The sequence below is a fragment of the Nonomuraea turkmeniaca genome, from assembly GCF_005889735.1.
Classification (GTDB): Bacteria; Actinomycetota; Actinomycetes; order Streptosporangiales; family Streptosporangiaceae; genus Nonomuraea; species Nonomuraea turkmeniaca.
The window spans coordinates 51380-78301 of sequence record NZ_VCKY01000007.1 but is presented as its reverse complement, the minus strand read 5'-3'; the positions used below and the strand labels follow the sequence as shown (position 1 = coordinate 78301).

The 26922-nt window shown below is 68.7% G+C and carries 24 protein-coding genes; 19 read left to right on the top strand and 5 right to left on the bottom strand.

The annotated features are described in order from the left end of the window. The first annotated feature begins 49 nt into the window (after positions 1–49). Positions 50–475, top strand: coding sequence for a VOC family protein (locus ETD86_RS03495; protein ID WP_138664613.1), 426 nt, complete (start codon positions 50–52; stop codon positions 473–475). A 32-nt stretch (positions 476–507) separates the two neighbouring features. Then, positions 508–1653: a winged helix DNA-binding domain-containing protein gene (locus ETD86_RS03490; RefSeq protein WP_138664612.1), complete on the top strand. Its 1146-nt coding sequence runs from the start codon at positions 508–510 to the stop codon at positions 1651–1653. Between the two features lie 46 nt (positions 1654–1699). Here ETD86_RS03490 and ETD86_RS03485 read toward each other — a convergent pair whose 3' ends face one another. Next, complete coding sequence (locus ETD86_RS03485; protein WP_138664611.1) at positions 1700–2398, bottom strand: SDR family NAD(P)-dependent oxidoreductase; 699 nt, start codon at positions 2396–2398, stop codon at positions 1700–1702. 101 nt (positions 2399–2499) lie between these two features. Here ETD86_RS03485 and ETD86_RS03480 point away from each other — a divergent pair, with 101 nt between their 5' ends. After that, positions 2500–3381 (top strand): helix-turn-helix transcriptional regulator, encoded by an 882-nt coding sequence (locus ETD86_RS03480; protein WP_211369808.1) that lies wholly within the window; start codon positions 2500–2502, stop codon positions 3379–3381. A 229-nt stretch (positions 3382–3610) separates the two neighbouring features. Here the strand turns inward: ETD86_RS03480 and ETD86_RS03475 are convergent, their stop codons facing one another. Further along, positions 3611–4189, bottom strand: coding sequence for a TetR/AcrR family transcriptional regulator (locus tag ETD86_RS03475; RefSeq protein ID WP_138664609.1), 579 nt, complete (start codon positions 4187–4189; stop codon positions 3611–3613). A gap of 419 nt (positions 4190–4608) precedes the next feature. On the opposite strand from ETD86_RS03475, the gene dnaE reads away from it, so the two are divergent. The 3 genes from dnaE to ETD86_RS03460 all read left to right on the top strand — a co-directional run bounded on the left by dnaE (position 4609) and on the right by ETD86_RS03460 (position 9700). After that, positions 4609–8166 carry a DNA polymerase III subunit alpha gene (gene dnaE, locus ETD86_RS03470; RefSeq protein WP_138664608.1) on the top strand — a complete coding sequence of 1186 codons (3558 nt, stop codon included), beginning with the start codon at positions 4609–4611 and terminating at the stop codon, positions 8164–8166. Beyond that, positions 8163–8510 (top strand): DUF6300 family protein, encoded by a 348-nt coding sequence (locus tag ETD86_RS03465; RefSeq protein ID WP_138664607.1) that lies wholly within the window; start codon positions 8163–8165, stop codon positions 8508–8510. The genes dnaE and ETD86_RS03465 overlap by 4 nt, the downstream gene beginning before the upstream one ends. 434 nt (positions 8511–8944) lie before the next feature. Then, the gene (locus ETD86_RS03460; RefSeq protein ID WP_138664606.1) at positions 8945–9700 is read left to right on the top strand and encodes a DinB family protein; all 756 of its coding nucleotides are present in this window, start codon (positions 8945–8947) and stop codon (positions 9698–9700) included. 414 nt (positions 9701–10114) lie between these two features. Here the strand turns inward: ETD86_RS03460 and ETD86_RS03455 are convergent, their stop codons facing one another. Beyond that, entirely contained in the window at positions 10115–10552 is a 438-nt protein-coding gene (locus tag ETD86_RS03455; protein ID WP_138664605.1) for a tetratricopeptide repeat protein, read from the bottom strand. A 103-nt stretch (positions 10553–10655) separates the two neighbouring features. Further along, on the bottom strand, positions 10656–11117 hold the full coding sequence (locus ETD86_RS03450) for an SMI1/KNR4 family protein (RefSeq protein WP_138664604.1): 462 nt from the start codon (positions 11115–11117) through the stop codon (positions 10656–10658). A gap of 129 nt (positions 11118–11246) precedes the next feature. Here ETD86_RS03450 and ETD86_RS03445 point away from each other — a divergent pair, with 129 nt between their 5' ends. Next, positions 11247–11702 (top strand): hypothetical protein, encoded by a 456-nt coding sequence (locus ETD86_RS03445; protein WP_138664603.1) that lies wholly within the window; start codon positions 11247–11249, stop codon positions 11700–11702. Between the two features lie 302 nt (positions 11703–12004). Here the strand turns inward: ETD86_RS03445 and ETD86_RS03440 are convergent, their stop codons facing one another. After that, the gene (locus ETD86_RS03440; protein ID WP_170222858.1) at positions 12005–14146 is read right to left on the bottom strand and encodes a family 78 glycoside hydrolase catalytic domain; all 2142 of its coding nucleotides are present in this window, start codon (positions 14144–14146) and stop codon (positions 12005–12007) included. 242 nt (positions 14147–14388) lie between these two features. Between ETD86_RS03440 and ETD86_RS59910 the strand changes: the two genes are divergently transcribed. The 12 genes from ETD86_RS59910 to ETD86_RS03375 all read left to right on the top strand — a co-directional run bounded on the left by ETD86_RS59910 (position 14389) and on the right by ETD86_RS03375 (position 26914). Further along, on the top strand, positions 14389–17469 hold the full coding sequence (locus ETD86_RS59910; protein WP_211369806.1) for a dipeptide ABC transporter ATP-binding protein: 3081 nt from the start codon (positions 14389–14391) through the stop codon (positions 17467–17469). Positions 17470–17494: 25 nt separating this feature from the next. Beyond that, a complete protein-coding gene (locus ETD86_RS03420) occupies positions 17495–18490 on the top strand; it encodes a LacI family DNA-binding transcriptional regulator (protein ID WP_138664601.1) in 996 nt (331 codons plus the stop codon). Positions 18491–18513: 23 nt separating this feature from the next. After that, positions 18514–20835 carry a beta-galactosidase gene (locus ETD86_RS03415; protein ID WP_138664600.1) on the top strand — a complete coding sequence of 774 codons (2322 nt, stop codon included), beginning with the start codon at positions 18514–18516 and terminating at the stop codon, positions 20833–20835. A gap of 510 nt (positions 20836–21345) precedes the next feature. Continuing rightward, the gene (locus tag ETD86_RS56660) at positions 21346–21630 is read left to right on the top strand and encodes a hypothetical protein (RefSeq protein ID WP_211369805.1); all 285 of its coding nucleotides are present in this window, start codon (positions 21346–21348) and stop codon (positions 21628–21630) included. Between the two features lie 245 nt (positions 21631–21875). Then, complete coding sequence (locus ETD86_RS57865) at positions 21876–22241, top strand: CobW family GTP-binding protein (protein ID WP_246147566.1); 366 nt, start codon at positions 21876–21878, stop codon at positions 22239–22241. Next, positions 22157–22333: a hypothetical protein gene (locus ETD86_RS59905; protein ID WP_425465611.1), complete on the top strand. Its 177-nt coding sequence runs from the start codon at positions 22157–22159 to the stop codon at positions 22331–22333. Before ETD86_RS57865 ends, ETD86_RS59905 begins: the two co-directional genes overlap by 85 nt. Beyond that, positions 22330–22557, top strand: a complete 228-nt coding sequence (gene rpsR, locus ETD86_RS03400; protein WP_138664598.1) for a 30S ribosomal protein S18 — start codon at positions 22330–22332, stop codon at positions 22555–22557. Before ETD86_RS59905 ends, rpsR begins: the two co-directional genes overlap by 4 nt. A 4-nt stretch (positions 22558–22561) precedes the next feature. Beyond that, positions 22562–23284 carry a class I SAM-dependent methyltransferase gene (locus ETD86_RS03395; protein ID WP_138664597.1) on the top strand — a complete coding sequence of 241 codons (723 nt, stop codon included), beginning with the start codon at positions 22562–22564 and terminating at the stop codon, positions 23282–23284. Positions 23285–23328: 44 nt separating this feature from the next. Continuing rightward, positions 23329–23745 carry a Fur family transcriptional regulator gene (locus tag ETD86_RS03390; RefSeq protein ID WP_211369804.1) on the top strand — a complete coding sequence of 139 codons (417 nt, stop codon included), beginning with the start codon at positions 23329–23331 and terminating at the stop codon, positions 23743–23745. Positions 23746–23799: 54 nt separating this feature from the next. Next, the gene (locus ETD86_RS03385; protein ID WP_170222857.1) at positions 23800–24363 is read left to right on the top strand and encodes an ECF transporter S component; all 564 of its coding nucleotides are present in this window, start codon (positions 23800–23802) and stop codon (positions 24361–24363) included. After that, positions 24360–26033: an ABC transporter ATP-binding protein gene (locus tag ETD86_RS03380; protein ID WP_138664595.1), complete on the top strand. Its 1674-nt coding sequence runs from the start codon at positions 24360–24362 to the stop codon at positions 26031–26033. The genes ETD86_RS03385 and ETD86_RS03380 overlap by 4 nt, the downstream gene beginning before the upstream one ends. Further along, on the top strand, positions 26030–26914 hold the full coding sequence (locus tag ETD86_RS03375) for an energy-coupling factor transporter transmembrane component T family protein (RefSeq protein ID WP_138664594.1): 885 nt from the start codon (positions 26030–26032) through the stop codon (positions 26912–26914). Before ETD86_RS03380 ends, ETD86_RS03375 begins: the two co-directional genes overlap by 4 nt. The last annotated feature ends 8 nt before the right edge of the window (positions 26915–26922 follow it).

Genomic DNA, 26922 nt, shown 5'->3' with positions numbered 1-26922 from the left:
GTCACTGTGATCGCCGAGCCAAGAGGAATCGAAAGGCAAGGAGCGGATCATGTCCGTCGACGTTGTGACCCACCTCAACTTCCGTGGTGACGCCCGCGCGGCGCTCACGTTCTACCAGTCCGTGTTCGGCGGGGACATGGCCGTGGTCACGTACGAGGACGCCGGGAACGTCCAGGAGCCGTCCGAGGCCGACCAGGTGATGTGGGGCCAGGTGGCCGCCGGCGACGGCTTTCGGGTGATGGCCTACGACGTGCCTTCGCGCCTGCCGTGGGACCACGGTGCGAACGCGTTCTTCGTCTCACTCCGCGGCGAAGCGGCCGGGGAGATCACCGCGTACTGGGAGAAGCTCTCCGTCGGCGCGACCGTCCTGCAGCCGCTGGGGCCCGCACAGTGGGCGCCCCTCTACGGGATGCTGAAGGACCGGTTCGGCGTCACGTGGGTCGTGGACGTCGTCAGCGGCTACGACGCGTCCTGAACTCCGAAATGCACGCGCGGCGGCATGAGGCGATGACCGTTCTCGGCACCCGGGCGCTCAACCGCGCGACGCTCGCCCGGCAACTGCTCCTCGACCGCGCCGACCTGCCGGTCCTCGACGCCGTCGCGCATCTGTGCGGCCTGCAGGCGCAGGAACCGCAGGAACCGTTCGCCGGGCTCTGGTCGCGGCTGCGCGCGTTCGACCCGGCGGTGCTGTCGGACCTGCTCGTCGGGCGGAGCGTGGTGCGTACCCACCTCATGCGCCGCACCGTCCACCTCCTCACCGCCGACGACGCCCTGGCCTGGCGGGCCCGCCACGACGTCATGCTGCGGCAGCGGGTGCTCGGGACGTACCGCCGCGAGCTCGACGGGGTGGATCTCGACGAGCTCGCCGCGGCGGGCCGAGCGGTCATGGCGGACGGTGAGCCCCGTTCGATGAGCGAGCTCGCGCGGGCGCTCGCCGATCGCTGGCCGGGGCCGGGGCCGCGGGCGCTGGGGGAAATGCTGGTCGCCGCCCTCGTCCCGGGCGCGCAGCTTCCGCCGCGCGGGCTGTGGCGCACGAGAGCGGGGGTGCGCAACGTCCTGCTCTCGTCCTGGCTGGGGCGTGAGATCGACCCTCCGTCCCCGGACGGTTCCGACCCGGTCGGTCAGACGCTGGTGCGGCGCTACCTTGCCGCGTTCGGCCCCGCCGCCGCAGCCGACCTGCGCGCCTGGTGCGGCCTGGCCGGACTGCCGGCCGCCGTGTCCGCGGTACGCGGGGAACTGGTCACCTTCCGGGACGAGCGAGGCCGGGAACTGCTGGACCTCCCCGGCGCACCGCGCCCCGACCCCGACACACCCGCCCCGGTGCGGTTCTTGCCGGCGTTCGACAACGCGCTGCTCGGCTACCACGACCGCAGCCGGATCGTCGACGACGACCACCGCGGCCTGTCGGTCGCGGGCGCCCGCGTGGTCCTGGTCGACGGCCGGGTGGCCGCGACCTGGAACGTCAAGGCCGGCACCGTGATCGTCGCCCCGCTGCGCCGCTTCTCTCCAGCGGACCTCGCCGCCGTGGCGGAGGAGGGGCGGGCGCTGGCGTCGTTCCTGTCCGACCAGGACAGCGACCACGTACAGATCGACTCGGCTCCCCACTGGCGCCAGGCCGTTGAAGCCTCGGCCGGCCCTCGCCGCCGCACTTGAACACCGCTACGACGCCGAGTCCCGCCGAGCGGCGTGTCTGCCGGGTTCAGGACCAGGCGATCTCACCGGTGCGGTCGACGAAGCGCCCGGAGCCGGCGCCGGGCTTTTCGGTTGCGAGGCCGACGATCGCGTCCGTCCCTTCGGTGACGGTCTGGGGTCCGGTATGGCCGTTGAGGTCGGTCGCCGTGTAACCGGGATCGGCGGCATTGACGCGGATATCGGGGAATGCTTTGGCGTATTGGGTGGTCAGCATCGTGAGCGCCGCCTTAGAGGCGGTGTAGAGCGGCACGATGGCAGAAGACTCGGCCCGGGACGGGTCGTGGGTGTAGGCGAGCGAGCCCATTCCGCTGCTGACATTGACGATGACCGGGTCTGATGATCGGCGCAGCAGCGGCAGGAACGCGGTGGTCGTTCGGACCACACCGGCGAGGTTGACGTCGAAGACACCGAGGGCGTCGGCGCCCGTCAGGGTGCTGGGATCACCGGAGGGTCCGTGGATGCCGGCGTTGTTGATCAGAACATCGATCGAGCCCTCGTGCTCGGCGACATTCGCGGCCGCGGCGGTGACGGACGCGTCGTCGGTCACGTCGATGGGGACGAACCGCGCGCCGAATGTGGCAGCGGCCTCCGCGCCCCGTTCGGGGTCGCGTGCTCCGACAAGCACGGTGTGACCAAGGTCGATGAGGCGGCGGGCGGTCTCCCGGCCAAGCCCCTTGTTCGCTCCGGTGATGAAGATGATCGTCATGCGTTCATTGTTCGTCCACCCGCGGCACCCGGCCAGGGACGCCTCAACGGTAGGAACAGCAGTACCACCATCGCTGAGCGAGGATGCGGGAAGATGGCATCGTGACCGCGACACCAGGGGCCGGGCTAGGTGCGATGATCCGCACGTGGCGGGATCGGCTGCCCCCGTCGGCCGCGGCGCTGCCGGTGGGCCCGGCACGCCGCGCGGCCGGGCTACGCCGCGAGGAGCTCGCCGAACTCGCCGGCGTGTCGGTCGACTACGTCGTGCGCCTGGAGCAGGGGCGGGCCACAACGCCCTCGGCGCAGGTGGTGGCGTCTCTGGCGCGCGCCCTGCAGTTGTCCGCCGCCGAGCGGGACCATCTGTACCGGCTGGCCCGCCTCGTCCCGCCTGCGGACGGCGCGATCTCCGACCACATCCCACCCGGCGTTCACCGTGTGCTCGCCCGGCTCGGGGACGTCGCGGTCGCGGTGTTCGCGGCGGATTGGCAGCTGATCTGGTGGAACCGCAGTTGGGCCGCGCTGCTGGGCGATCCCTCATCGTCGCCGCCGCAGTTGCGCAATTTCGCCCGCGACAGGTTCCCGGCAGGCGCCGATCCCGCTCACCTCGCCCTATGGCCTGTGACCGAACTGGACAGGGACGCCACCGACGCCGCCGTCGTGTCCGACCTGCGCCGGGCCACCGGCCGCTTCCCTCGCGACACGCGCCTGGCAGAGCTGATCCGCGTGCTGAGTGCCGGCAACCAGCGGTTCGCCGAACTGTGGGCGATCGGTATGGTGGCCGCTCACCGTGAAGACCAGAAAACGATCGAGCACCCCTCGGTGGGGCCGGTCACAGTGGACTGCGATGTGTTGACCGACGGTGACTCCGAGCTCAAGATTGTGATCATGACTGCCGTGCCCGGCAGCACGGACGAGACCAAGCTGCGACTCGCCGTGATCGCTGGCCCGCCGGTCACCACGAGCGGCTCGCACACGCGCCGGTAGGCGGGGTACGAACCGTCCGAAGCAAGGGGTCCGGTGAGCAGGTCGAACGACAGCGCGCCGCCGACCGACGTTGTGCCGACATGGTCCTCCTCATCATCACCGATGACGCACCCGTCGCCGGCATCGAAGGCCGTACCCCAGCGGGCGCCGTGATCGATACCGCCCTCCTGCCTATACCAAGACGCCCGCTCCCCCATCCCAACCGGCGATCGACAACGTCAACGGCGGGTCACACGGTCTCGGCACGCGTCAGGCCGCTGATCGCGGCGAGACCTTCCCGTTGCAGTTCGACCAGGTCACGGGTCTCATCGGGAGCGATCCACCGGGACAAGGCCGTTTTGAACACCAGAACGACCAGTTCACCGGCCAGGCAAGCGGTCACCTCGGCGACGCCGCGGGCGACGAGCGCGGCGGTCACGGCGTGGGAGAGCTTCGCCAGCTTGAGCAGCTCGCGCTCGCGCAACTGCTCGTTCGCCGTGATGATCTCGTTCCGCACGTGGGCGAGATCCCGGCTCCGCACGTCCTGCAGGGTCCGGCCCCCGACATCGAGCGCCGCGACGAGCAGGCCGGCCACGGACGCGTCCGCCGGCGCGTCGGCGATCGCGTCCACGAAGACCGCCTCGAGCTGCTCCTCGCCGGCGAACAGCACCTCGCGCTTGTCCGCGAAATGCCGGAAGAACGTCCGCTCGGTCACCCCGGCCCGCCCGGCGATCCCGGCCACGGTCGTCGCCTCGAAGCCGTCCTCGGCGAACAGCTCCATCGCCGCCCGCTGCAGCCGATCTGACGCCCCAGGTGCCCAACGTGCCATCTCCGGATCGTAACCGGAACCACAGTGATGACATAGCCTGACATCGCCGCGCGTCCCCGCCAAGGAAGATCGGACGTTCCGTGAGCGCACCCCCAAGGCGCGCACCTACGGCAGCGCCGAGTACAACGACGAGCGCCAGTTCTCCGTACGCCTCAACCCGCTCACCGGCACCCGCCTGACCGCAGCCCGCGACATCACCGGCAACGCCCGCAGGACTTCGTCCAGACGGCGTTGAGCCGGCCCCCCGCTGGCAAACGGGCCCTGCGGGCGGTATATGGCCACGTCAACGGGCCGTGCACGGAGCGTGGGCAACAGGGTGGCAACAACCCATGCGACTCTGTATCGCATCGCCCCGACAGCCCCTTGAGAAGGAATAGGCTCAGGCGAAGATTTGGGCTGCCGGGACGTTGGGGGAATGAGTGAGCGACTCGTTCGTGCATCTGCATGTTCACACTGAGTACAGCATGCTTGACGGTGCGGCGAAGATGAAACCGCTGTTCAAGGAAGCTGAGCGGCTCGGGATGCCGGCGATCGCGATGTCCGATCACGGCAACGTGTTCGGTGCCTACGAGTTCCAGAAAGTCGCGAAGGGCAGCCCGGTCAAGCCGATCATCGGCATCGAGGCCTACGTGGCCCCGGAGAACCGGTACGTGAAGAAACCCGTCTTCTGGGGCCAGCGCGCTGAGACCGGTGTGGCGGACGGTGAGGGCGGAAAGGACGTCTCCGGCGGCGGCCGGTTCACCCACATGACCATGTGGGCCAAGGACGCGGACGGGCTGCGCAACCTGTTCCGGCTGTCCTCGTTGGCGTCGTTCGAGGGCTACTACTCCAAGCCCCGGATGGACCAGGACCTGATCTCGCAGCACGCGTCCGGGATCATCGCCACCACCGGCTGCCCGTCCGGCGCGGTGCAGACCCGGATCCGGCTGGGCCAGTACGACGAGGCGGTCAGGGTTGCCGGCGAGTACCAAGAGATCTTTGGCAAGGAGAACTACTTCCTCGAGTTGATGGACCACGGCATCGACATCGAGCGGGAGGTCCGCGCCGACCTGCTGCGCCTGGCCAAGCAGCTCAACATCCCGTTGCTGGTCACCAACGACAGCCACTATGTGACCGAGGACCAGGCTGACGCGCACGACAGCCTGCTGTGCGTCGGGGTGGGCAAGAACAAGGACGACCCCAACCGGTTCCGGTTCAACGGGTCGGGCTACTACCTCAAGAGCGCCGACGAGATGTACGCCCTCTTCAAGGACTTGCCGCAGGCGTGCGAGAACACGCTGCTGGTGGCCGAGATGGTGGGCGACTACAGCGATGTGTTCGCCTACGTCGACCGCATGCCCCAGTACCCGGACGTGCCCGAGGGCGAGACACAGGAATCCTGGCTGCGCAAGGAGGTCGAGCGCGGCCTGGAGATGCGGTACGGCACGCCGGTGCCGGCCGAGGTGATGGAGCGGTACGAGACCGAGATGAAGGTCATCGGCCCGATGGGGTTCTCCTCCTACTTCCTGGTCGTGGCCGACATCTGTAAGTACGCGCGCGACAACGGCATCGCCGTGGGGCCGGGCCGTGGTAGTGCCACCGGTTCGATCGTCGCGTACGCGACGCGCATCACTGAGCTCGACCCGCTGGAGCATGGCCTGCTGTTCGAGCGTTTCCTCAACCCCGAACGCATCAGCCCTCCCGACATCGACCTCGACTTCGACGACCGTCAGCGCGACCGGATGGTCCAGTACGTCACCGACAAGTACGGCACCGAATCGACCGCACAGGTCAACACTTTCGGCACGATCAAGGCGAAAGCCGCTGTCAAGGACGCCTCGCGCATCCTCGGGTACCCGTTCGCCATGGGCGACAAGATCACCAAGGCGATGCCGCCAGACGTCATGGGTAAGGGTGTCCCGCTGGCGGACATGTTCAACGAGGACCACCCCCGGTACGTCGAAGGTGCCGAGATCCGCGCGCTGTACGAGAACGATCCGGACGTGCGCAAGGTCATCGACACCGGCCGCGGCATCGAGGGGCTGATCCGCGGGACGGGTGTGCACGCAGCCGCGGTCATTCTGTCGTCAGCCCCGCTGCTGGACCTGATCCCCATGCATATGCGGGACAAGGACAAGGTGATCATCACCGGGTTCGACTATCCGTCTTGTGAAGACATGGGTCTGATCAAGATGGACTTCCTGGGCCTGCGGAACCTGGGCATCATCGACCACGCCGTAAAGATCATCAAGCAGAACCGTGGCGTCGAGCTCGATGCCTTGACGCTCCCGCTCGACGACGAACGCACCTACCAACTGCTGGCACGCGGCGACACCCTTGGCGTGTTCCAGCTCGACGGCGGCCCCATGCGGCAGCTCCTGAAGCTGATGGAGCCGACCCGATTCGAGGACATCGCCGCCGTGCTCGCGCTGTACCGGCCGGGTCCGATGGCGGCCAACGCGCACACCAACTACGCGCACCGCAAGAACGGCCGCCAGGACATCGACCCCATCCACCCCGAGCTGAAAGACGCCCTGGAGCCGATCCTGGGCACCACCTTCCACCTGCTCGTCTACCAAGAGCAGATCATGGCGGTCGCCCGGGAACTCGCCGGCTACACCCTCGGCGGCGCCGACATGCTCCGCCGGGCCATGGGCAAGAAGAAGAAAGAGGTCCTGGACGCCGAGTGGGACAAGTTCTCGACCGGCATGCGCGACAACGGCTACTCGGATGAGTCGATCCGGGCGCTGTGGGACGTCATGCTGCCGTTCTCCGGGTACGCGTTCAACAAGTCGCACACCGCCGGGTACGGCCTGGTCGCCTACTGGACCGCCTACCTGAAGGCCAACTACCCCGCCGAATACATGGCCGCCCTGCTCACGTCGGTGGGTGACGACAAGGACAAGGCCGCGGTCTACTTGGCCGAGTGCCGCAAGATGGGCATCCAGGTCCTCGCCCCGGACGTCAACGATTCCGAACTCGACTTCGTGGCGGTCGGTGAGGACCAGGTGCGGTTCGGGCTCGGCGCGGTCCGCAACGTCGGTGAGAACGTCGTCGACGGCATCGTGAAGGCCCGCAAGGAGAAGGGCCGCTACAAGGACTTCAACGACTTCCTCGGCAAGGTGCCGTTGACGGTCTGCAACAAGCGTGTCATCGAATCGTTGATCAAAGCGGGGGCGTTCGACTCGCTCGACCACCAGCGCAAGGCACTGCTGATGATTCACGAGCAGGCGGTCGAGTCGGTCATCGACATCAAGAAGAACGAGGCCCACGGCCAGGATTCGTTGTTCGGCGGCGTGGATGACGAAGGCGACGACGCGGCGTTCTCTGTGACGATCCCCGCGGACATGGAGTGGGACAAGAAGACACGGCTGGACTTCGAGCGGGAGATGCTCGGCCTGTACGTGTCGGACCACCCGCTCGCAGGCACCGAGCGGTTGCTCGCGCGAAACCGGGACACCACGATCGCGGACCTGCTCGACTCAGGCCGTGACGACCGCGGGGACGTCCGGGTGTGCGGCCTCATCACCAAAGTCGAGAAGCGTGTCAACAAGGCCGGGAACGTGTGGGCGATCGTCACGGTCGAGGACATGGACGCGGCCGTCGAGTGCTTGTTCTTCCCCAAGAGCTATGAGCTGTACGCGCCCGAGCTCCGCAGCGATGTCGTGGTGTCGGTCGGCGGCCAGATCAACAACCGAGACGGCGCGATCTCGGTCTTCGCGCAGGACCTCGTCGCGATCGACGTGTCCGGCATCACCAGCGACTCCGGGCATCCCGTCACCATCCAGGTTCGGGAGGAACGCCTCACGCAACGGGCCATAGAAGAGCTGCGCAACGTGCTGAAGCTGCACCAGGGCAATGTACCGCTGAGGATCAACGTGCGAGCACTCACCGGGAAGACCGTGGCGTATGCCGTGCCTGAGTTCTCCGTCAACGCCGAACCGAGCTTCGCCGCGGACGTCAAGCAGCTGTTCGGGCCCGAAGCGATCGCTCTGTGAGCAAGCGGCAGATCGACGTCATCACCACCGACGAGTCCCCCATCTGTCCGCGCTGCGGCAAGGAGGCGCTTCTCCTGGCCCGTATGCCGCATGGATGGGTCAACGCCAGTGGCGAGCTGGTGGACGGGCGGAGCGACGTCGTCCTGTGCGCCGACTGCGATGCCGACGCGCCGCACGCGGCACCGTTGATCACATGGTTCCACGTGCATGGGCGGGTGGAGCGCGATAACAGCGAGGAGTTCGTCAACCTACTCGTGGTCTGGACGGAGGGCATGTCGGTGCCGCCGTTGGACGAGCGCCGGCTCGAGACAGAGGTCGAACTGTGGCGAAGCGGAAACCTCTGACGGCCCGCACCTGAGACGCCAGCGGACAGGAGCCCCGCCTTCAGGATGTCCTGGAGGCGGGGCTTGCGAATGGTGGAGCACGCCCGCGTCCCGGTGCCTTCACGTCCTCATCAGCCCGTCACAGGCGCAGGGACACGAACTTCGGTCAGGAAGCGGCCGTGCTCAGCGTGGTGGTCGTGCCGGCGCGCAGCGCCCAGTTGTTCCGCATCCCCATGTCGCACGGCGTCCATTCCTGCTTCGACTGTCAGCGATCAGGTTATTGAGCCAGGTCACGACGTGTGCGTGTCGCCTCAACTTGGTCATCCGCGTCCATGATCCTTCTGTTGATCCTTCAACGGGATTCCGGGGGATGGCGATGATGGCGCGGAGGTCGTTCCACGTGATCGACATTGCCCAAGGTGGCGCGGGCGGGACGGGTGCGGAAGACTGCCACGATGGCTGCTGAGTACGCCCAGAGTGACCAGTTCCGTGGTGCCCGCATCCACCTGTGCGACCTTTCCGGTCTCGAGATCCGCGATTGCGAGGTCAGCGGTCTGAAGATCGTCGACTGCTATGGGAGCGACGTCTACCTCGGTGGCGACTTCGAGCGTCTCGTCGTCAACGACGTCGACGTGACCGCCTACGTCGAGGCCGAGCTCGACCGGCGGCACCCCACGCGGGTGCTGGCGCGTGACGCCGCGTCCCCCGACGACTACCGGGCTGCTTGGGATGCCATCGAGACGCTGTGGGCGGCGACACTCGACCGCGCCAGGCTGTTGCCCGAGGCCAAGCTGCACGAGCAGGTCAACGGCGAGTGGTCGTTGATCGAGACCCAACGGCACCTGCTGTTCGCCGGCGATGCCTGGCTCGGCAATGCCGTGTTGGAGGAGGAAGCGCCGTACCACCCGTTGGGCTTCCCTTACGGCGGGATGCCGCCCGACGCGACGGCGAAGCTCGGTCTCACCCTCGAAGCCACCCCGACGCTCGACGAAGTGCTCGCGCCGCGGCTCGCCCGCATGGCCACGATGCGGCGTGTCGTCGACGGGCTCACCGAGGCCGAGCTCGATCGGGTATGCGGTCGCAAGCCGGCGGACCCGTATCCCGACCAGGAGTACGTCGTGCGCCGCTGCCTCAAGGTGGTGCTGAAGGAAGAGGCCGAGCATCACCGATATGCGGTGCGTGACCTCGCCGTGCTCGAGGCCGGTGCCTGAACTGGCGCCGACCCGGCCGGAAATGACCTCCAGCCGCAAACGGCTCTACTGTCCTTCGTGAGCACCCCCCTTCGAGTGGCTCGATTACCTGCGCACGGGCTGGCTCAATTGGCTGACGTTCGACATTCGACCAGCTGCTCCCGATGCTGGTGCGTCTGCAGTGGCTCGCCAGAGGGCCTTGATCTTGGATTTCTCGAAGGCAGCGGCTACTACCGGCTCGGCGGCGGATGCATCGCGGGGCAGGTGCTGGTTCTGCTGTACGACGGCATCACGCCGGGCGCGAATGGCTGGCGGCACTACTTCGCGCCCGACCTACGGGCCGTGACCGTCACCGTCCGCCAACACGGTCGACGCCGGCACCGGAGCCTAGCGAGACTGTTCCCCAGTTTCGGGGAGAGTCCCTATTCGTCGATCTCACTGTCTATGGACGTCCTGCCAGGGCTTGAGAGGCCGATCGACGTTTCGAGGCTTGCCCGATGCGCTGGTCAGCGAGCCCGCCAGGTGGGAGAGGTAGGCGTCCCGGTTGACCTCAACCAGTTCGCCGGACAACTCCACGGCCTGCTCGGAGAGCTTGACCGCTTCGACCGTCCGTCCCGCCTGCGCCAGCCGGACAGCGTGGTTCATCAGCGAGCCGGCCAGGTCAGGAAGGAACGCATCCCGGTTGATCTCGACCAACTCACGGTGCAACTGGACGGCTTGCGCGGAGACCTCGGCAGCTTCGGCCTCCCTCCCCACCTCCACCAGCCGTACGGCGTAGTTGGTCAACGACATGGCCATGTCGGGGAGGTAGGCATCCCGGTTGCCCTCTGCCAGCTGGCCGTACAGCTGGACGGCTTGCTCAGAGACCGGCACGGCCTCGCTCCACCGTCCCAGCTCGCCCCGCGGCGAACGGCCGGCCCGCCGCGATGGTGGTCTGGTCGATCTACCGCAGTGCTGCGCCGCCGCCTCCGGCGGCTCAGGGGCCGAGATCGAGGACGTCCCACTGCACTTCTCCGGCGACCGCCCTGGGCTTCCCGTAGCCGATGGACGTGCCGTTCTCCATGGCGTCGGCGGTGGCTTTCAGCAGGGCGTGGAACGAACGGATACGGACTCCGCCGGGCCTGAAACTCATGCTGCCCTCGTGGTCGGTCGTGCCGACATCACTCTGCGCCGAATCGTCCACGAGATGGTCTCCCATGCCGTCGGCGCCGACGGCCAGCATGCGCCCGACCCACCATTCCGTGCGCGCGTTCGTGTCGTCCCCGTCGCCCTCGTTCTCGCAGTCGATCTCGCACGGGCCCCGCCAGTCGTGGAGGATCTCCGCGACGCTCGCGTTCGAGTTGCCCAGGAACCCGAAGGCCCAGGTGTCGTCGAGGTAGATGGAGCCGTCGTGCCGCAGCAGCGACGCGCGCAGGTCGTCGGGGAAGCGCAGGCCCATCTCAGCCTCCGCGCCGCGATGTCCGCCGCCCTTCCCGGCTTGCCGAGCGTGCGGTGGCTCCGGGGGGCGTGCGTCTTCAGCCATGACTCGAGAAAATCGACGCCAATGTTTGAGCACAAGGGAGTTCCAGTGCACTTCTATCAAGACTCCGACCGGTCGATCAAGTTCCGAACGGAAGACCCGGAGCTCGTCGATCTCGGCCTGTGGCTGAGCTTCGACATGGGATTCTCCTTCGACTGCTGCCTCGACGCGCTCGCCCGCGTCGACGACGTGCTGTCCGGTCGCAGCCAGACGGCCGGCTACGACGGCAACGACTACGAGGTGAGCATGTCGAATCTCGCCGCAGTCTTCGCCCACATTGGCGGCCCCCCGCCCACCTCGTGCCCGATGCCCACGGTCAAAAGCGCGGTCGAGGAGTACTGGCGGTTCCTGCTCACGCTCCCCGAGAACCCCGATGTGATCCGGTCGTACCGCCCCGAACTGCCATGGCACCTGGCGGCACTGCTCTGGTGGGAGGAGTACTGGAAACGCCCGCACCCGTACCGGGGAAGGATCGAGGGGATTCCCGCCCAAGGCCCCGAATGACCCTGCGCGGGAAAGGCCCGGACCGGCGGAGGGAGGCTCGCCCGGTCCAGGCCTTTGTTGCCCCCGAGGGGTGCGTTGTGTCGAGCAGTGGTCGTGTCTTAACCCTTCTCTGCCCCGCCGGTGAGGCCGTAGACGATGTAGCGGTCGCACTGTCGAACCCATTACCGAGGAGGACTTCTGATGCGCAGCGCGGTCAGCGGCAACCCGGTGAGATCGAGTGTTGACACATACGAGTTCCTCGGGCGTTTGGAGCGAGCGCCTCCAACATGACCTGGCGACGGTGCACAGAGGTACAAGAACGACTACCTCTTGGCCACTCGGAGATGGTGCTCTCCCGGCGGGAGCGTCATGAAGGCGGGACTCGTCAAGGTGTAGCCGGCAGGGCAGTCGAAGGACACCTGGCCGTGTTCTGGGACGCGCACGGTGATCTCGGCCCCGCGGTGATGGCGTTCCCAGCGGAGGAGGTAGGTTCCCGCCGGGATGTCGTAGGAGACCTCGGCGGCGTCCGCGAGATCGAGGCCGTGGAGAGCGACCACCGCGCGTCGCCATCCGACAGAGTCGGTGGCTTGTTTGAGGCCGGCGATGTCCTCGGTCAACCAGGTGGCCACGTAGCCGAGCATGAAGTGGTTGGCGGAGGCTTGGCCTGGCCTGTTCTGCCAGGATTCGGCGAGTGCCGTGTCGCCGCTGCGGATCATGGCGCCGTAGCCAGGGCTGTGGGCCTGGGTGACCAGCCGGTGGAGGATGTCATGGTGTCCGGCCGCGCCGAGCACCCGGAAGAGAGCGGGCAGGCCGATCTCGCCGGACGTGACGGCGTGGTTGCCGTGCTCGACGAGGCGGGCGAGCTGTTCGGTCACCTGCTGGCGGTGCCGGTCCGCGACAAGGCCGGCGTCGAGTGCCAGGGCCAGGGAGGCTTGGGAGCCACTGCCGATCCGGGTGGGATCGGGGGCGTATCGCGCCTGGAGGTGTTGTCGTACCTGGTCTGCGGCGAGCAGGAAGCGGGCGGGATCTTTGCCGAGAGCGGCGGCCAGGGTGGCGGCGGACGCCAGCATGGCGAGGTGCCCGTGGCCGTGCACGAGCGGCGCTGGAGTGGACTCGTCCAGTGTGATCCAGTCGGCCAGTCCGTCGTGGAGCAGGCCGTCCCTTGCCTGCGAGGTCACATAGTTGAGGTAGCGCAGGGCGGCGGTCCAGGCGCGGCGGGCGGGATCGAGGTCTCCAAAGACGCGCCACAGTTGCTCCGGCAGCCGCCAGATGGCGCTTCCCCAGTTCACGTCGTGGCGGAAGCCGCCTTCGAAGACGACCAACTCGGGGGCGATGCTCGGGATCAGGCCCTCGGCCGTCTGCGCGTCGATCATGTGGATGATCAGGTCGGCGAAATGATCCCTGACGTCGTAGAGGTGGGAGACGGGGCCGAAGACCAGGTGGGTCTGCTCCAGCCAGCCGAGCTTCTCGCGGTGCGGGCAATCGGTGGGGACGCTCATGAGGTTGGATTGAACGGCTCGATCGGTCAGGTCGTAGATCGCCTGCAAGGTGGGATCCGTGCAGGAGAAGCGGCCGGTACGCCGGTCGGCCGTCATCAGCTGCTGGGAGCGCAGGTCGATCGCGTCGGCGTAACCGCCGGGGACCTTGACTTCGACGTAGCGGTAGCCGTGATAGCAGAAACGAGGATGCCACTGCTCGGCGCCGCCTGCGGTGACGCAGGTGTCGAACACCGGGCCGCCCGATGAGCTCTGGTCGGCGCGTCCGCCGGAGTCGATGTGCTCGGCGGGCCACAACTCGATGCGGGTGCCGGACGGCACGCGGGGGCTGACGGTGAGCAGAGGCCGCCCGGCGTGGTTGACGCCGAAGTCGCAGACGAAGCCGTCCGGGGTGGGTGTGCGGGTGACGCCGGACAGGGTCGTGACGACTTTGACCGGCGGGGCCGCGCGCGTCCATAGGTCCGGCCCTGGATCGTCCAGCTCGACCGCGTCGACCCAGGAGGTCCTCCCCGCTCGGGCGTCGTGCTCCTCGCCGCCGTACCAGTGCGTGAACAGGGTCGGGCCAAGGGCGGCACGCCACGAGCAATCCGAGCGGATCGTCTCGAAGGTGCCGTCGGCGTAGTCGACATCGAGCCGGGCCAGCAGCCGTGGTGCGTGGCGGGACGCGGTGAACTTGGTGTACCTGCCAGGAACGTCGCGGACGTGGGCGCTGCCCTCGCCGAGCTCGACGAGCAGATGGTGCCGGCCGGGGCTGAGCCGGCCGGTGAGATCGAGCGTGGTCGCCGCGACGCGGATGCGGAACTCGGTGACGCCGGGCTCGAGCTCCGCGTCACTGAGCGGTCGGCCATCGAGCGTCGCCGTCCACACTCCGAGTCCGGTGATGAGCAGCCGTGCGCTGCGTACCGGCCCGTGGACGTCGAACGCCCTCATCAGCACCGGCGCCCGGAAGATATTCGGGCCGGGTGTCACCCAATCGGGATGAGTGATCCACACCGCTGGTGCGATATCGCGCTGAGCTGGGGAAATCTGCCCATCGGGGGTCATGCGAGGCCACTCCTACCCTGGCTGGGGCCGGTACTGAAGCGAAACGGACGGCGAAAAGTGTGTATTGCGACACATGGCTGTAACCGGTTAGAGTCCGCGATTGTAACGATTTAACGCCTGCGCTGTCTACGCGTGTGGCCTGACCTTCGTGCGTCTGGAGCGTGACGATGACGCATCGCAAATCCCTCCGTGACCCGGTCAGCCGGCGGTCCTTTCTGCTGGCGGGGACCCTTACAGGAGCTGCCGGGCTGACCGGCGGCTGCGGCTTCTTCGCGATCGAGCCGCGTACCGCGGAGAGGCCGGCAGCGATCGGGCCGGGCCAGAAGGAAGCACCCATGCTCGCCGCCCGCGTCAAAGCGGGCGCATTGCCGCCTCTGCCGCAGAGACTGCCGGAAAAGCCACTGGTCATCACGCCGAAAGAGCGCCCGGGGGACTATGGCGGCACATGGAGAAGCGGGATGCTGGGCGCGATCTCCATCTACCAGGCATATACGTATGCGGCCACGGACGCCCTGCTCAACTGGGACGAGGCATTCACCACACCCACGCCGAACATCGCCGAGTCGGTCGAGATCGGCGAGGACGGCCGCCTGTTCACGTTCCGCCTGCGCAAGGGCGTGCGCTGGTCCGACGGCGCCCCGCTGACCGCCGAGGACATCGTCTTCGCTTACGACGAGGTGATGAGCCACAAGGACCTCGGCGGAACCCCCTCACCCGAATTCATGGTGGCCGGCGAGGCGGGCGAGATCGCCAAGGTGGACGATCACACGTTCACCTTCAGGTTCGCCGCCCCGAACGGCTTCTTCCTGGCCAGGCTCGCCTCGCCGAACGGCTACATCCTCACGCTCTACCCGAAGCACTACCTGGCCGCTTTTCACAAGGACCACAACCCTGACGTGGAGCGGAAGGCAGCCGAGGCAGGGTTCTCCACCTGGGGCGACTACTTCTACTCCAAGGTCGGCCGCGGCTACTGGGATCTGCCGCGCTGGCAGAGCACCGAACTGCCGACGGTGGCGTGCTGGGTGGTCAAAGACCCGATCGGGCAGGGATCACGTCTGGTGCTGGAGCGCAATCCGTACTACTGGAAGACCGACCCGGAAGGGCGGCAGCTTCCCTATCTGGACCGGGTGTCGCTGGAGGTCATCGGGGACGCCGAGCTGATGGCGGTACAGGTGGCCAACGGCGGTCATCGGCTGGACGGACCTTGCCAGGGTGGTACGGGGCCGCTTCCTGGCCCTGCGCGAGGAGCAGTACGTCACCGCCGCCCGGCTGGACGGATCGTCGGCAGCCCGGATCATCCGCCGCCATCTGCTGCCCTCCATGAGCAGCCACCTCATCGCCTCACTGACCCTGTCGATCCCCGGGATGATCCTTGCCGAGACCGCGCTGTCCTTCCTCGGACTGGGCATCCAGGCCCCCGACGTGAGCTGGGGCGTGTTGTTGCAGGAGTCGCAGAACCTGCGAGCCGTCACGACGGCGCCATGGCTGCTGCTGCCTGGCCTGGCCGTCATCGTCGTCGTCCTCGCCCTGAACTTCCTCGGCGACGGGCTCCGCGACGCCGCCGACCCCTACAGCCGTTGACGGGAAGGACCGGCATGATCCTCAAGGTTGAGAACCTGCGTACCTGCTTCCGCAACCACGACACCGTGGTCAAGGCCGTGAACGACGTGAGCTTCGACCTGCCGCGCGGCACCACCTTGGCGATCGTGGGCGAGTCGGGCAGCGGCAAAAGCGTCACGGCGCGCTCGCTGCTGCAGATCCTGGACCCGGGCGGCCACATCGAGCACGGCACAGCGCTGTTCACCCCCGACCCAGATGGCGACAGCGTCGACCTGCTGTCGCTGGATCCGCGCAGTGCACGCATCCGGGCCATCCGCGGCCGGCAGATCTCAATGATCTTCCAGGAGCCGATGGCGTCGCTGTCCCCCATGCACACCGTGGGCAGTCATCTGGTGGAGGTGCTGCGGATCCACCTCGGCCTGGACAAGGCACAAGCGTGGGAACGCGGCGTGCTCCTACTCGAGAAGGTGGGCATCGCACAGCCCCGTGCCCGGATGACGAGCTACCCGTTCCAGCTCTCGGGCGGCATGTGCCAGCGCGTCATGACGGCGATCGCCCTGGCCTGCGAACCGCGACTGCTGATCGCGGACGAGCCCACGACCGCGCTCGACGTCACCACGCAGGCCAAGATCCTCGACCTGCTCGACGAGCTCAAGGCCGCGGACGACCTGTCCATGCTGTTCATCACCCACGACCTCGGAGTGGTGGCGCGAGTGGCCGACACCGTCGCCGTGATGCGTGACGGGGTCGTCGTCGAGCACGGCGAGGTGGACCAGATCTTCCACGACCCGCGACACGACTACACCAAGCACCTGCTCGGCTCTCGTCCCGGCGTGTGGAAGGCCCGCCCGCCAGACGCGGCGATCGTGACGGCCCGTACCCCCGAGGACCAGGCGCCGCCCAGGATCGCCGCCATCGACGACCTGCATGTCACCTTCGACGGCTCCATCCAAGCCGTGCGCGGTGTGAGCTTCGACATCTACGCCGGTGAGACGCTCGGCCTCGTCGGGGAGTCCGGATCGGGCAAGACCACCACGGGGCGCTGCCTGGCGGCCGCGCAGAAACCCACCTCGGGCGACATCGCCTACTGGGACGCCGACGGTGCCGAACACGACGTCTCAGCGCTGGGCAGGCGCGAGCTGAAGAAACTCCGCACACAGGTCCGCATGATCTTTCAGGACCCGTACACCTCGCTCAATCCCCGCATGACCCTCCTGGACGTCATTGCCGACCCGCTGCGCGTCAACGGCCTGGCCAAAGGCGGGGAAATGAAGGAACGAGTGGCTTGGGCACTGGAGATGGTGGGGCTGCGCCCCGACCACATGAGCCGCTACCCGCACGCCTTCTCCGGGGGCCAGCGCCAGCGGGTCAACATCGCCCGCGCGCTGATCACCCAGCCACGGCTGGTCATCGCCGATGAGGCCGTCTCAGCCCTGGACGTGTCGGTACGCACCCAGATCCTCGAACTACTCCAGCGACTACAGGCCGAGCTGGGGCTGACCTATCTGTTCATCTCGCATGACCTGTCCGTCGTCGAGGCGATCTGCGACCGGGTCGTCGTCATGCGACATGGCAGACTCGTCGAGCTCAACACCACGGCCGCCCTGTTCGGAGAACCGCGGGAAGACTACACACGAGTCCTGCTCGACGCCGTCCCGGTGCCCGACCCCCGCCACTACACCTCGTGACGGACACGAATGAGAGAATGGGATCATGGCCCATAACCGCCCGACGATCAACGACGTCGCCGAGGCCGCGGGAGTGTCCAAGGGAACGGTCTCCCGCGTCATCAACGGCCACAACTGGGTCAGCCCGCCCGCCCGTGCTGCGGTGCTGGCCGCGATCGAGCGGCTCGGGTTCGTGCCCAACAGGAGCGCCCAGAACCTCGCCTTCGCCCGCTCCAACTGTGTGGCCTGCGTGCTGTCGGAGCCGATCGGCGTGCTGGCCGAAAACACGGTCTTCACCACCAGGCTGGAGGAAGTGACCAAGCAGCTGACCGTGCGGGGCAAGAGCGCGGTGCTCATGTTCGCCGACCAGGACGAGCAGCGTGCCCACGTCGTACGGCACGCGCAGGCACGGCACGTGGACGGCGCCATCCTGATGAGCGCCGATCCCGACGATCCGCTCATTCCGCTGCTCACCGAGGGGGACGTGCCCCTCGTCACGGCCGGACGGCTGTTCGACGAGCCCCGGCCCGGCCTTCCCCACGTGACCGTGGACGATCGGATGGGCGCGACGCAGGCCGTGGAGCACCTGCTCGGCCTCGGGCGCGAGCGCATCGGAGTCATCGCGGGCCCTCTCGTCTCGGCCGGTGCCCGGGCTCGACTGGACGCCGCCCGTGGCCTGCTCGACGGCCCCGACCGGGTAGCCGTAGCCGGCGCCTTCACCCAGGCCGACGGTTACGCTGCCTGCCGTGACCTGCTGGAACGCTTTCCGGAGGTGGACGGGCTGTTCGTCGCTGCCGACGTGCTGGCGATCGGTGCCGTGCGTTGTCTGCACGAGTTGGGTCGTATCATCCCGGACGATCTGGCCGTGGTCGGCTTCGACGACATTCCCGCGGTCGCCGCGCTCCACCCGCCGCTCACCACCATCGCGCCCGGTCCGGGAGGCGCCGAAGCGTTGGTGGAGACCATCCTGGCTCGTATCGACGGGCGCGATATGCCGTCCGTGGACGTACCGACCCGGCTGGTCCGCCGCGCGAGCGCTTAAATCGTTCTTCTCGAAAGGTTCACATGACGTACCCGGCCACCCATGCCGTGAAGCACATCCCCTGGGATCTCCCCGAGACTCGCACCCCCATGGCCGGCGCCGAGGACACGCGGCCCGGGCTCGACCTCACCAGCCGCTCCCTGTGGCGCGACGGCCGCCGGTGGATTCCGGTGACGGGCGAGCTGCACTACAGCCGCCTGCCTCGGCACCGCTGGCAGGAGGCGCTGCGACTGATGAAGGCGGGCGGGATCAGCGTCGTGTCCACCTACGTGTTCTGGATCCACCACCAGGAGCGTCAGGATCGGGAACCGCTGTTCGACGGCGATCTGGACGTGGCCGCGTTCGTCCGGCTCTGCCGCGACACCGGCCTGGAGGTAATCGTCCGGATCGGGCCATGGTGCCACGGTGAGGTGCGCAACGGCGGGCTGCCCGACTGGGTGGCCCCGGCCCGCAGCGACGACCCCGCCTACCTGGCGGAGGTGCGGCGCTGGTTCGGCCATCTGGGGCGGCGGCTCGGCGGGCTGTGCGGGCCCGGTGGGCCGATCATCGGCATCCAGCTCGAGAACGAGCTGTACGACCAGCGCGACCACATCGTCACCCTCAAAAGGCTCGCCCGCGCGTCCGGCCTGCACGCCCCGCTGTGGACGGCCACCGCCTGGGGCAGCGCCGACATCCCGGTCGGCGAAGTCTTCCCCCTGTACGGCGGCTACACCGACGGCTTCTGGGTGGACACCGCGGACGGCTGGCACGACTCCTTCCGCACCCACTTCCATTTCTCCCACCAGTGGGACGACCCGGGCATCGGCAAGGACCTGGCGGGCGACAAGAGCACGGGCGTGCCGGGGACCAAGCATCCCGACTTCCCGGCGGCCACCTGCGAGCTGGGCGGCGGCATGGCTACCGCCTACCACCGCCGCCCGTGGCCCGCGGGGGAGGACATCGCGGCCGTGGCTTTGTGCAAGCTCGGCAGCGGCTCGGTCTGGCAGGGCTACTACATGTACGCCGGAGGCGCCAACCCCCGCCCCGGCCTGCAGGAATCCCATGCCACCGGCTACCCCAACGACCTGCCGGTCCACAACTACGACTTCCACGCCCCGATCGGTGCCCACCTGCAGACCCGCGACAGCTTCCACCTGCTGCGCAACCAGCACGCCTTCCTGGCCGCGTTCGGCGACCGGCTGGCGGGCATGAACGCCACCATCCCGGGCGCGCTCGACGTGCACGACCGGACGACGCTGCGCTGGTCGCTGCGCTCGGACGGGCGCGAGGGGTTCGTCTTCGTCAACACGCACCAGCCGTACGAGCCGCTGCCCGCCCACCACGGCGTGCGCTTCGACATCGAGCTCGACGAGACCCGCGTCGTGTTCCCGCACCGGCCGATCGACATCCCCAGCGGGACGTTCGTGTGCTGGCCGGTCCACCTCGGCGTGCACGGCGTCACGGTCAACTGGGCCACTCTCGGGCTGCTGACCGTGCTGGAGGGTGACGATCCGGTGCTGGTCCTGACGAAGGCGGAGGGGGTGCCCGGCCATCTGTCCCTGCCCGCGGGCACGCGGGTGAGCGGGCATCCGGTGTTCGAGCGGGACGGCGAGGTGATACTGGAGGACCTGCCGGGCTCGCGCGAACTCTTGACGGTCGAGACGCCCGAAGGGGCGCGGCTGCGGCTGCTGGTCCTTGACGCCGTCGATGCCCGGTACGCCTGGGTGCCCGGTGACGGGCGGCTCGTGATCTCCGAGGCCGACATCGTGCTGATGGAGGATGGAGACCTCGCCGCCATCAGCACCGGTCCTGCCACGGTCGACATCCTCAGCGGGGACGTCTTCGAGCGACACCACATCAACGCGTCCTGTGCACCTGTTCCTGTGAAGGTCGTGCGGACCGCCGAGGCCACGCCGCCCCCAGTACGCCCGATCACCGTCCCCGGCCGTGCCTCAGCGCCAGACCCGGGCACGTTCGCCGCCCACGCGGCCCGTTACACGATCACGGTGCCCACGGACGGGCTGGCGGGCGAGCGTGTGCTGCTGCGCCTCGACCTGGTCGGCGACGTGGCCACCGCGACGGTCGGCGACCGTACGGAAGACCTCTTCTGGGACGGCGCGCCCTGGGACATCGACATCACGCCGCCCCACGGTGCGCTGACGGTCGAGGCGCAGGTCGCGATCTATCCCCTCGACGAGCGGACGCCGGTATGGCTGCCCGAGGCCGCGAGGAAGAAGCAGACGGGACGAAGCACGCAAATCCTCTCCGCCACTGTGATCGATTACCAGACCCACAGGTTCCCTCGTCGCCGCCTGGCTCCAGGAGCGACCGTGATCGGCATGTCGCGCCGCGACCGCAGCCGATGAATCGTGGTCCTGGCAACCGCGCGGCACTCGTCGGCGGCTTCCTTGCGTCGGCCGGAAGCGACGGCGCGTACAGACTCCTGCGATGTGCCTCATCCACTGGCCGGTGCCGTACGAGGAAAGACCACACGCGCTGACCGCACCACACACCCGCCGGCCCACCGGCATCGTCGGCCTCGACATAGCGGGATCCTAAGAGGACATCGAACAGTGGTGCGGTGGCCTGCCCGCAGGCGTGCGGGTCGTCGAAGGCGACGCGGGCCCGTTGGGCGTCGGCGTCGGATTCGACGGTGGCCCGCCGATCACTGGAGGCGTCCGCTAACCCCGATGCCGGGAAGTCCATCGGCGTCCCTGAGGAGATCGGGCCGCTGACAGGAGAGCCGCACGGGGCGGCAGGCTGGCCGGCCGACGGTGCCGCCGGAGCCGCTCACCGCTCGCAGGACGGCCAGGCAGAAGCATGCACATAGGCCTCAGACGAGGCGCATGGGTTCGCTGTCTTCAGTGGTCGTCCCAATGACCTTCGTGCGAGGCGTGACGGTGTCCGTCGTGGACGTAGTCGACATGGTCGTCGTGCGGAACGGCCACGTGCCCGCATTCCGGACCGTGCTGGTGGTCATGGCTCTCATGCGTGGCGTGCGCCTTGGGCTCGCACTCGTCCACGTGATCGTCATGGATGCGGTGCAAGCAACCGTCGTGGACATAGTCGACATGATCGTCGTGCGGGACGGCCACGTGCCCGCAGCCGGGTCCATGCTCGTGAGTGTGGTCGGCGTGCTGGCGGTGTTCGGCAGTCACTGACATGTCGAGACTCCCTATCGGTTCGTCACCGAAGATCCCTTATAGGGGTTCTGCCACATTTCAGGTTACGCCCGAAATCGTGATATCGGGCGGATCCATACCTCGGCGACCCGGCCGGCGCGCCGATCGTGCCGCGCCGTCAGAACCTCGGAAGCCGCGCCGGAGCCCCGATTCGCGCCCCGCGGGGGTTGACGGCATATGCGATGATATCGACAATGGTTTTCATTTTGCACTGAGGAGGTCTTGTGCCCGTCCCTGTCGCCCTGGTCGCGGGCCTGCACGCCAGCGCCCGGGCCGCCGCGGTCGATCGGCTGTTGCGGCGTCATCCCGGTGCTGTCGCCATCCACCACGATCTGCGCCCCATCGACGCAGGGCGCATCCAGCGCATGGTCCGCGACGTGTCCGGCACGCTGGACCGCGCCGAGATACGCCTGGCGCACGGCTGCATGACCTGCACCGTCCGTGAGGATCTCCTTACCGACCTGCTGCGCCGATCCTCGCCGCCGCGCTGGACTGGAACCCGATCATCGGCGACCGCGTCCAGCACCTCGTCTTCACCGGCCCCGACCTGGACCGCGACCGCATCATCTCCCTGCTCGACTCGTGCCTGATCGACCACGACGACGCCCTGCCCGGCGCCGCGGAGTGGGCCGGCCACGACGACCCGTTCGCCCCCATGCTGGATCTGAAGGAGAGCGCGTGAAGCCCCGCCATACACCCAGAAAGAAGACCAACCCGCTGCTCGGCATCGGCCACATCGACTACAAGGACACCGGCCTGCTGCGGAAGTTCATCTCGGACCGAGGCAAGATCCGCAGCCGCCGGGTGACCAGCGTGACCGTGCAGCAGCAGCGGCAGATCGCCCGCGCCATCAAGAACGCCCGGGAGATGGCCCTGCTGCCCTACTCCTCCCGCGAGGCCAGGTGATCACATGACGGATCAGTACGAGCGCTCCGCCGAGTTCGTCGACGCGATGCTCGCGCCCCACTGGACGATCCTGGGACCAGCACTCGCCGAGGCGCTACGCGGAGCCCCAGGGCCAGCCGTGGACGTCGGAGCCGGAGGCGGGCACGGCACGCGGGCGATCGCGCAGGCTCTACCCGAGGCGGAGATCTTCGCGGTGGAGCCGTCACCCGGCCTGCGTTCGGTGCTGATGGCCCGGGTGTACGAGAGCCCGGAACTGCGCGACCGGGTGACCGTACTGCCCAGCGGCCTGCTCCAAGCCGCGCTGCCGCCCCGCCTCGGCGCCCTGGTCGCCATGAACGTCATCGGCCACTTCGATCCTGCCGACCGCCACACGATCTGGAAACTGCTCGCCGAACGCCTCCTGCCCGGCGGGCGGGCCGTGCTCAACCTGCAACCCCCGGCCGAACCAACGGCCGTGCCGCAGACCCGCTTCTCCGAACTTCGCATCGGACGCCGCCGCTACGAAGGCTGGGGCCGCGCCGAGCCCGCCGGCCCCGGCCTGATCACCTGGCACATGACCTACCGCGCCATCCAGGACGGGGAGCCGGACGAGCAGGTGGAGGTCTCCTACACCTGGTGGGTCCTCGGGCAGGACCAGCTCAAGGCAGAGGTCATCGAGCACGGGCTGCAGGCGGCGCCCATCGGCCCCGCCGACCTCGGATTGTGGCTCATCACCAGAGCGGTCTGAACGCGGGACGGCCCGGCCGCCGCTCTTCGGCGAGGGGAGGCAAGGTGGACAGATCTCGGTGGGGTCCGATGCTGGAAGCCGCCGGCATCCGGGCGACCAGTCAACGGTTACTCGTCCTCGACGTCCTGGCGGCCCACCGGCTGCCCGTCTCGGCCCAGCGTGTGCACGCAGAACTGCACGACCGCGGTGAGAACATCGGCCTCACCACCGTCTACCGCGCACTCTCCTCGATGACCGAGGCGGGGCTCTTGCACGTCTTCATACACGCGGGCGAGGCCGTCTACCGGCTGTGCGGCACCGCCGGGCACCACCACCTCGTCTGCCGCGTCTGCGGGCTCGTGGCCGAACGGCAAGAGGAGAACGTCGTCGACGGTTTCAGAGCCGAAGAGGTGTACGGCGTATGCGCGGCCTGCGAGAGCGGGCAGCGATCAGCTCGTGCGACGGACCCTATCGATACATAATGAAATCCATTATCATTTCTATGCATGTGTCCTGATCTTCAACGGGAGCCCCCTATGTCCGTACGACGGTTCGACACCCGCGCGATCATGACCTGCGCGGCGATCGGTGTGGCCACGGGCTTGCTGCTCATTCCCTTCAACGTGCTGTCGGTCGCGCTGACGGCGGCGTTCCCGCTGCTGGTCAGCTTGATCTACGGCCTGTGGGCGGTGCCCGCGCTGATGGGGCTGGCGATGATGCGGCGCCCCGGCGCCGGGGTTCTGGCCAGCACGGTGGCGGGTCTGGTGGGCATGCCGCTGTCCACGTACGGCTGGATGATGCTGATCACGATGTTCCTGTGGGGCCTGTTCATCGAGATCCCCTTCATGATCACGCGGTACCGGATCTGGGGCACCCCGATGTTCCTGATCACGTCGGCGTTCATCGGCGCGCTGAGCGGAGGACTGCTGATCGTGAGCCTGGGTGGCGAGCAGATGTCGGCCGCCACCATGGCCGGGGCGATGGCGCTGGCCACGGTGAGCACACCGGTCTTCGGCTACCTGTCGCTCCTGGGTGTACGGGCCCTGGCACGGGCCGGGGTGGGCGGTGCGCGGCGGCAGGTCGCGGGCGGCTCCTCGTGACGCAGGCGCTGGTCGAGGCCACCGGCGTTCGTGTCCGCTACGACGGGGGCCCGGATTGGGTGGGCGCGGGCGTGGACCTGACGGTCGCGCCGGGCGAGTTTGTCCTGCTGCTCGGCCCGTCGGGGTGCGGCAAGTCGAGCCTGTCGCTCACGGTCAACGGGCTGGTGCCGCACAGCGTGCCCGCCGAGCTGGACGGCGTGGTCACGGTCGCGGGCCTGGACACGCGCACCACTCCGGTCGCCACGCTGGCGGGCCGGGTGGGCATGGTGTTCCAGGACCCGGACGCCCAGGTGGTGACCGGGTCCGTGCTGGACGAGGTGTGCTTCGCGCTGGAGAATCTGCTGCTGCCGGCCGTGGAGGTCGAACGCCGGGCGGCCGAGGCGCTGGAGCAGGTCGGGCTGGCCGGCCGAGCCGGCGACGATCCGGCGACGCTGTCCGGGGGCGGGCGCCAGCGCCTGGCCCTGGCCTGCGCGCTGGCGATGCGGCCGGAGGTGCTGGTGCTCGACGAGCCCACGGCCAACCTCGATCCGGTGGCCGCGTACGAGCTGTATCGCCACCTTGTCCAGGTGGACGCGGCCGTGCTGCTCATCGAGCACAATCTGGACGACGTGATCGCGCACGTGGACCGCGTTGTGGTGCTGGACGCGGCCGGGTCGGTGCGGCTGTCCGGGCCGCCCCTGGAGGTCTTCGGCGCACGTGTGGAGGAGACGGCGGCTACTGGCGTGTGGCTGCCGACGGCCGCTCTGGCCGCGCGGCGGCTGGCCGCGGTCGGGGTCGAGCTGGACACCACGGCGCTGACGCCGGAGGAACTCGGCGCCGCGCTCGCCGCTCGCTGCTCGCTCCCGCCGCTGGCGTCCGTCCCTCGGCCCGCCCCGCCATCGCAGGCCACGGCGATCGCCGTCCGAGAGCTCACCGTGCGCCACGGTGAGCGCACGGCGTTACGCGATGTCTCGCTGGACGTGCCGGCCGGGGACTTCCTGGCCATCGTGGGCGTGAACGGCGCGGGCAAGTCCACCCTGGCCCAGGCCATGGCCGGGGTCCGCACGCCGCCTCGGGGCGCGGTGCGGATCGGCGGGAAGGACGTGGCCGCGCTGGCCGCCCGTGAGCTGAGCGATCTGGTCGGGTTCGTCTTCCAGAACCCGGAGCACCAGTTCGTGACCGGATCGGTCGCCGACGAGCTGGCCCACGGCCTGCGCGTGCGCGGGATCACTGCCGGCGAGCGCGTGTCGCGCCTGCTCGAACGCTTCGACCTAGCACGGCACCGGGATGCCAACCCCTTCACGCTGTCGCACGGCGAGAAGCGGCGCCTGTCGGTGGCCACGGCCCTCATCTGCGAGCCGCACGTCCTCGTCCTGGACGAGCCGACCTTCGGCCAGGACCGCTCCCGGGCCGCCGAGCTGCTCGACCTGCTGCTCACGTTGAACGACGAGGGCCGGACCGTGGTCATCGTCACCCAGGACCTGCAGCTCGTGGCCGAGCACGCCAGGCACGTCGCGCTGCTGGCCGGAGGCCGCCTGGTCGCGCACGGGGCGGTGGAACGGGTCCTGCGCGACGACGCGCTCCTGGAGGAGGCGGGACTGCGGCCGCCGCCCCTGCGCCGGGCGGCCGCCCTGCTGGCGCACCGTCATCCGCACTGGGCGGGTCTGACCCGGCTGGGGGACATCGCATGACAGTACGCGACTCCGCGGCCGAGCAGCATCAGCGACTCGAGGAGCCCCGCCACGAGCGGCCGGAAAGCGGCGCCGGGCAGGCGCTCCCCGGCCGCGTTGAGCCCCCTGTCCGACGGCCCTCGCGCCGCGCCTTCCTGGCCCGGCTCAACCCTCTGGCCAAGATCGCGGCGACCCTGCCGGCCATGCTCTTCCTGCTGCTGGTCCGCGACCCGTGGACGCCGGGCCTGTTCGCCGTCGCGGCGGTGGCGCTGGCGTGGGCCGCGGGAGGGGTGCGCCCCCGCTGGTCCCTCATCGTCATCCCCGCCGCCCTGGCGTGGTTCACGCTGCTCTTCGCCCTGCTCGCGGCCGAGCACGTCACGGCGGGCACCCCGGTGGTGGTGCTGGGGCTGCGGGCGGGCGCACTGGAGTACGGCCTGGCCACCACGCTGCGCATGCTCGCCCTGCTGTCCCTGGCGCTGCTCGGCGGCGTCGGCACCACCGGGCCCGACCTGGTGCGCGCCCTCGTCCAGAACCTGCGCGTGCCGTACCGCTTCGCCTACGGGGCGCTCGCGGCGCTGCGGTTCGTGCCGCGTTTCCGACACGAGCTCGAGGTGATCACGGCCGCGCACCGGGTGCGCGGGGTCACCGGCGGACGCGTCCGCAGGACGGGGCGGATGCTGATCCCGCTGCAGGCGAGCGCCATCCGGCATGCCGAGCGCGTGTCGCTGGCGATGGACGCTCGGGCCTTCGGCGCGCACCCGACCCGGACCGAGCGCCACCGGCTTCGGTTCGGCCGCGCGGAGGTGTGGTTCGTGACGGCCTGCTGGGCCGTGTCCGTCCTGCTGGCGGTGGCGGTCGCGCTGAGCGGCCAGCTTCGCCTGCTCACGTCGTTCCACTGGTGAGGGAGTCT

Bases quoted from the DNA above. Each gene is read 5' to 3' on its own strand.
- ETD86_RS03495 (WP_138664613.1), top strand. From the start codon at position 50: ATGTCCGTCGACGTTGTGACCCACCTCAACTTCCGTGGTGACGCCCGC.
- ETD86_RS03490 (WP_138664612.1), top strand. From the start codon at position 508: ATGACCGTTCTCGGCACCCGGGCGCTCAACCGCGCGACGCTCGCCCGG.
- ETD86_RS03485 (WP_138664611.1), bottom strand. From the start codon at position 2,398: ATGACGATCATCTTCATCACCGGAGCGAACAAGGGGCTTGGCCGGGAG.
- ETD86_RS03475 (WP_138664609.1), bottom strand. From the start codon at position 4,189: ATGGCACGTTGGGCACCTGGGGCGTCAGATCGGCTGCAGCGGGCGGCG.
- ETD86_RS03460 (WP_138664606.1), top strand. From the start codon at position 8,945: ATGGCTGCTGAGTACGCCCAGAGTGACCAGTTCCGTGGTGCCCGCATC.
- ETD86_RS03450 (WP_138664604.1), bottom strand. From the start codon at position 11,117: ATGGGCCTGCGCTTCCCCGACGACCTGCGCGCGTCGCTGCTGCGGCAC.
- ETD86_RS59910 (WP_211369806.1), top strand. From the start codon at position 14,389: ATGACGCATCGCAAATCCCTCCGTGACCCGGTCAGCCGGCGGTCCTTT.
- ETD86_RS03420 (WP_138664601.1), top strand. From the start codon at position 17,495: ATGGCCCATAACCGCCCGACGATCAACGACGTCGCCGAGGCCGCGGGA.
- ETD86_RS03415 (WP_138664600.1), top strand. From the start codon at position 18,514: ATGACGTACCCGGCCACCCATGCCGTGAAGCACATCCCCTGGGATCTC.
- ETD86_RS56660 (WP_211369805.1), top strand. From the start codon at position 21,346: ATGACCTTCGTGCGAGGCGTGACGGTGTCCGTCGTGGACGTAGTCGAC.
- ETD86_RS03395 (WP_138664597.1), top strand. From the start codon at position 22,562: ATGACGGATCAGTACGAGCGCTCCGCCGAGTTCGTCGACGCGATGCTC.
- ETD86_RS03385 (WP_170222857.1), top strand. From the start codon at position 23,800: ATGTCCGTACGACGGTTCGACACCCGCGCGATCATGACCTGCGCGGCG.
- ETD86_RS03375 (WP_138664594.1), top strand. From the start codon at position 26,030: ATGACAGTACGCGACTCCGCGGCCGAGCAGCATCAGCGACTCGAGGAG.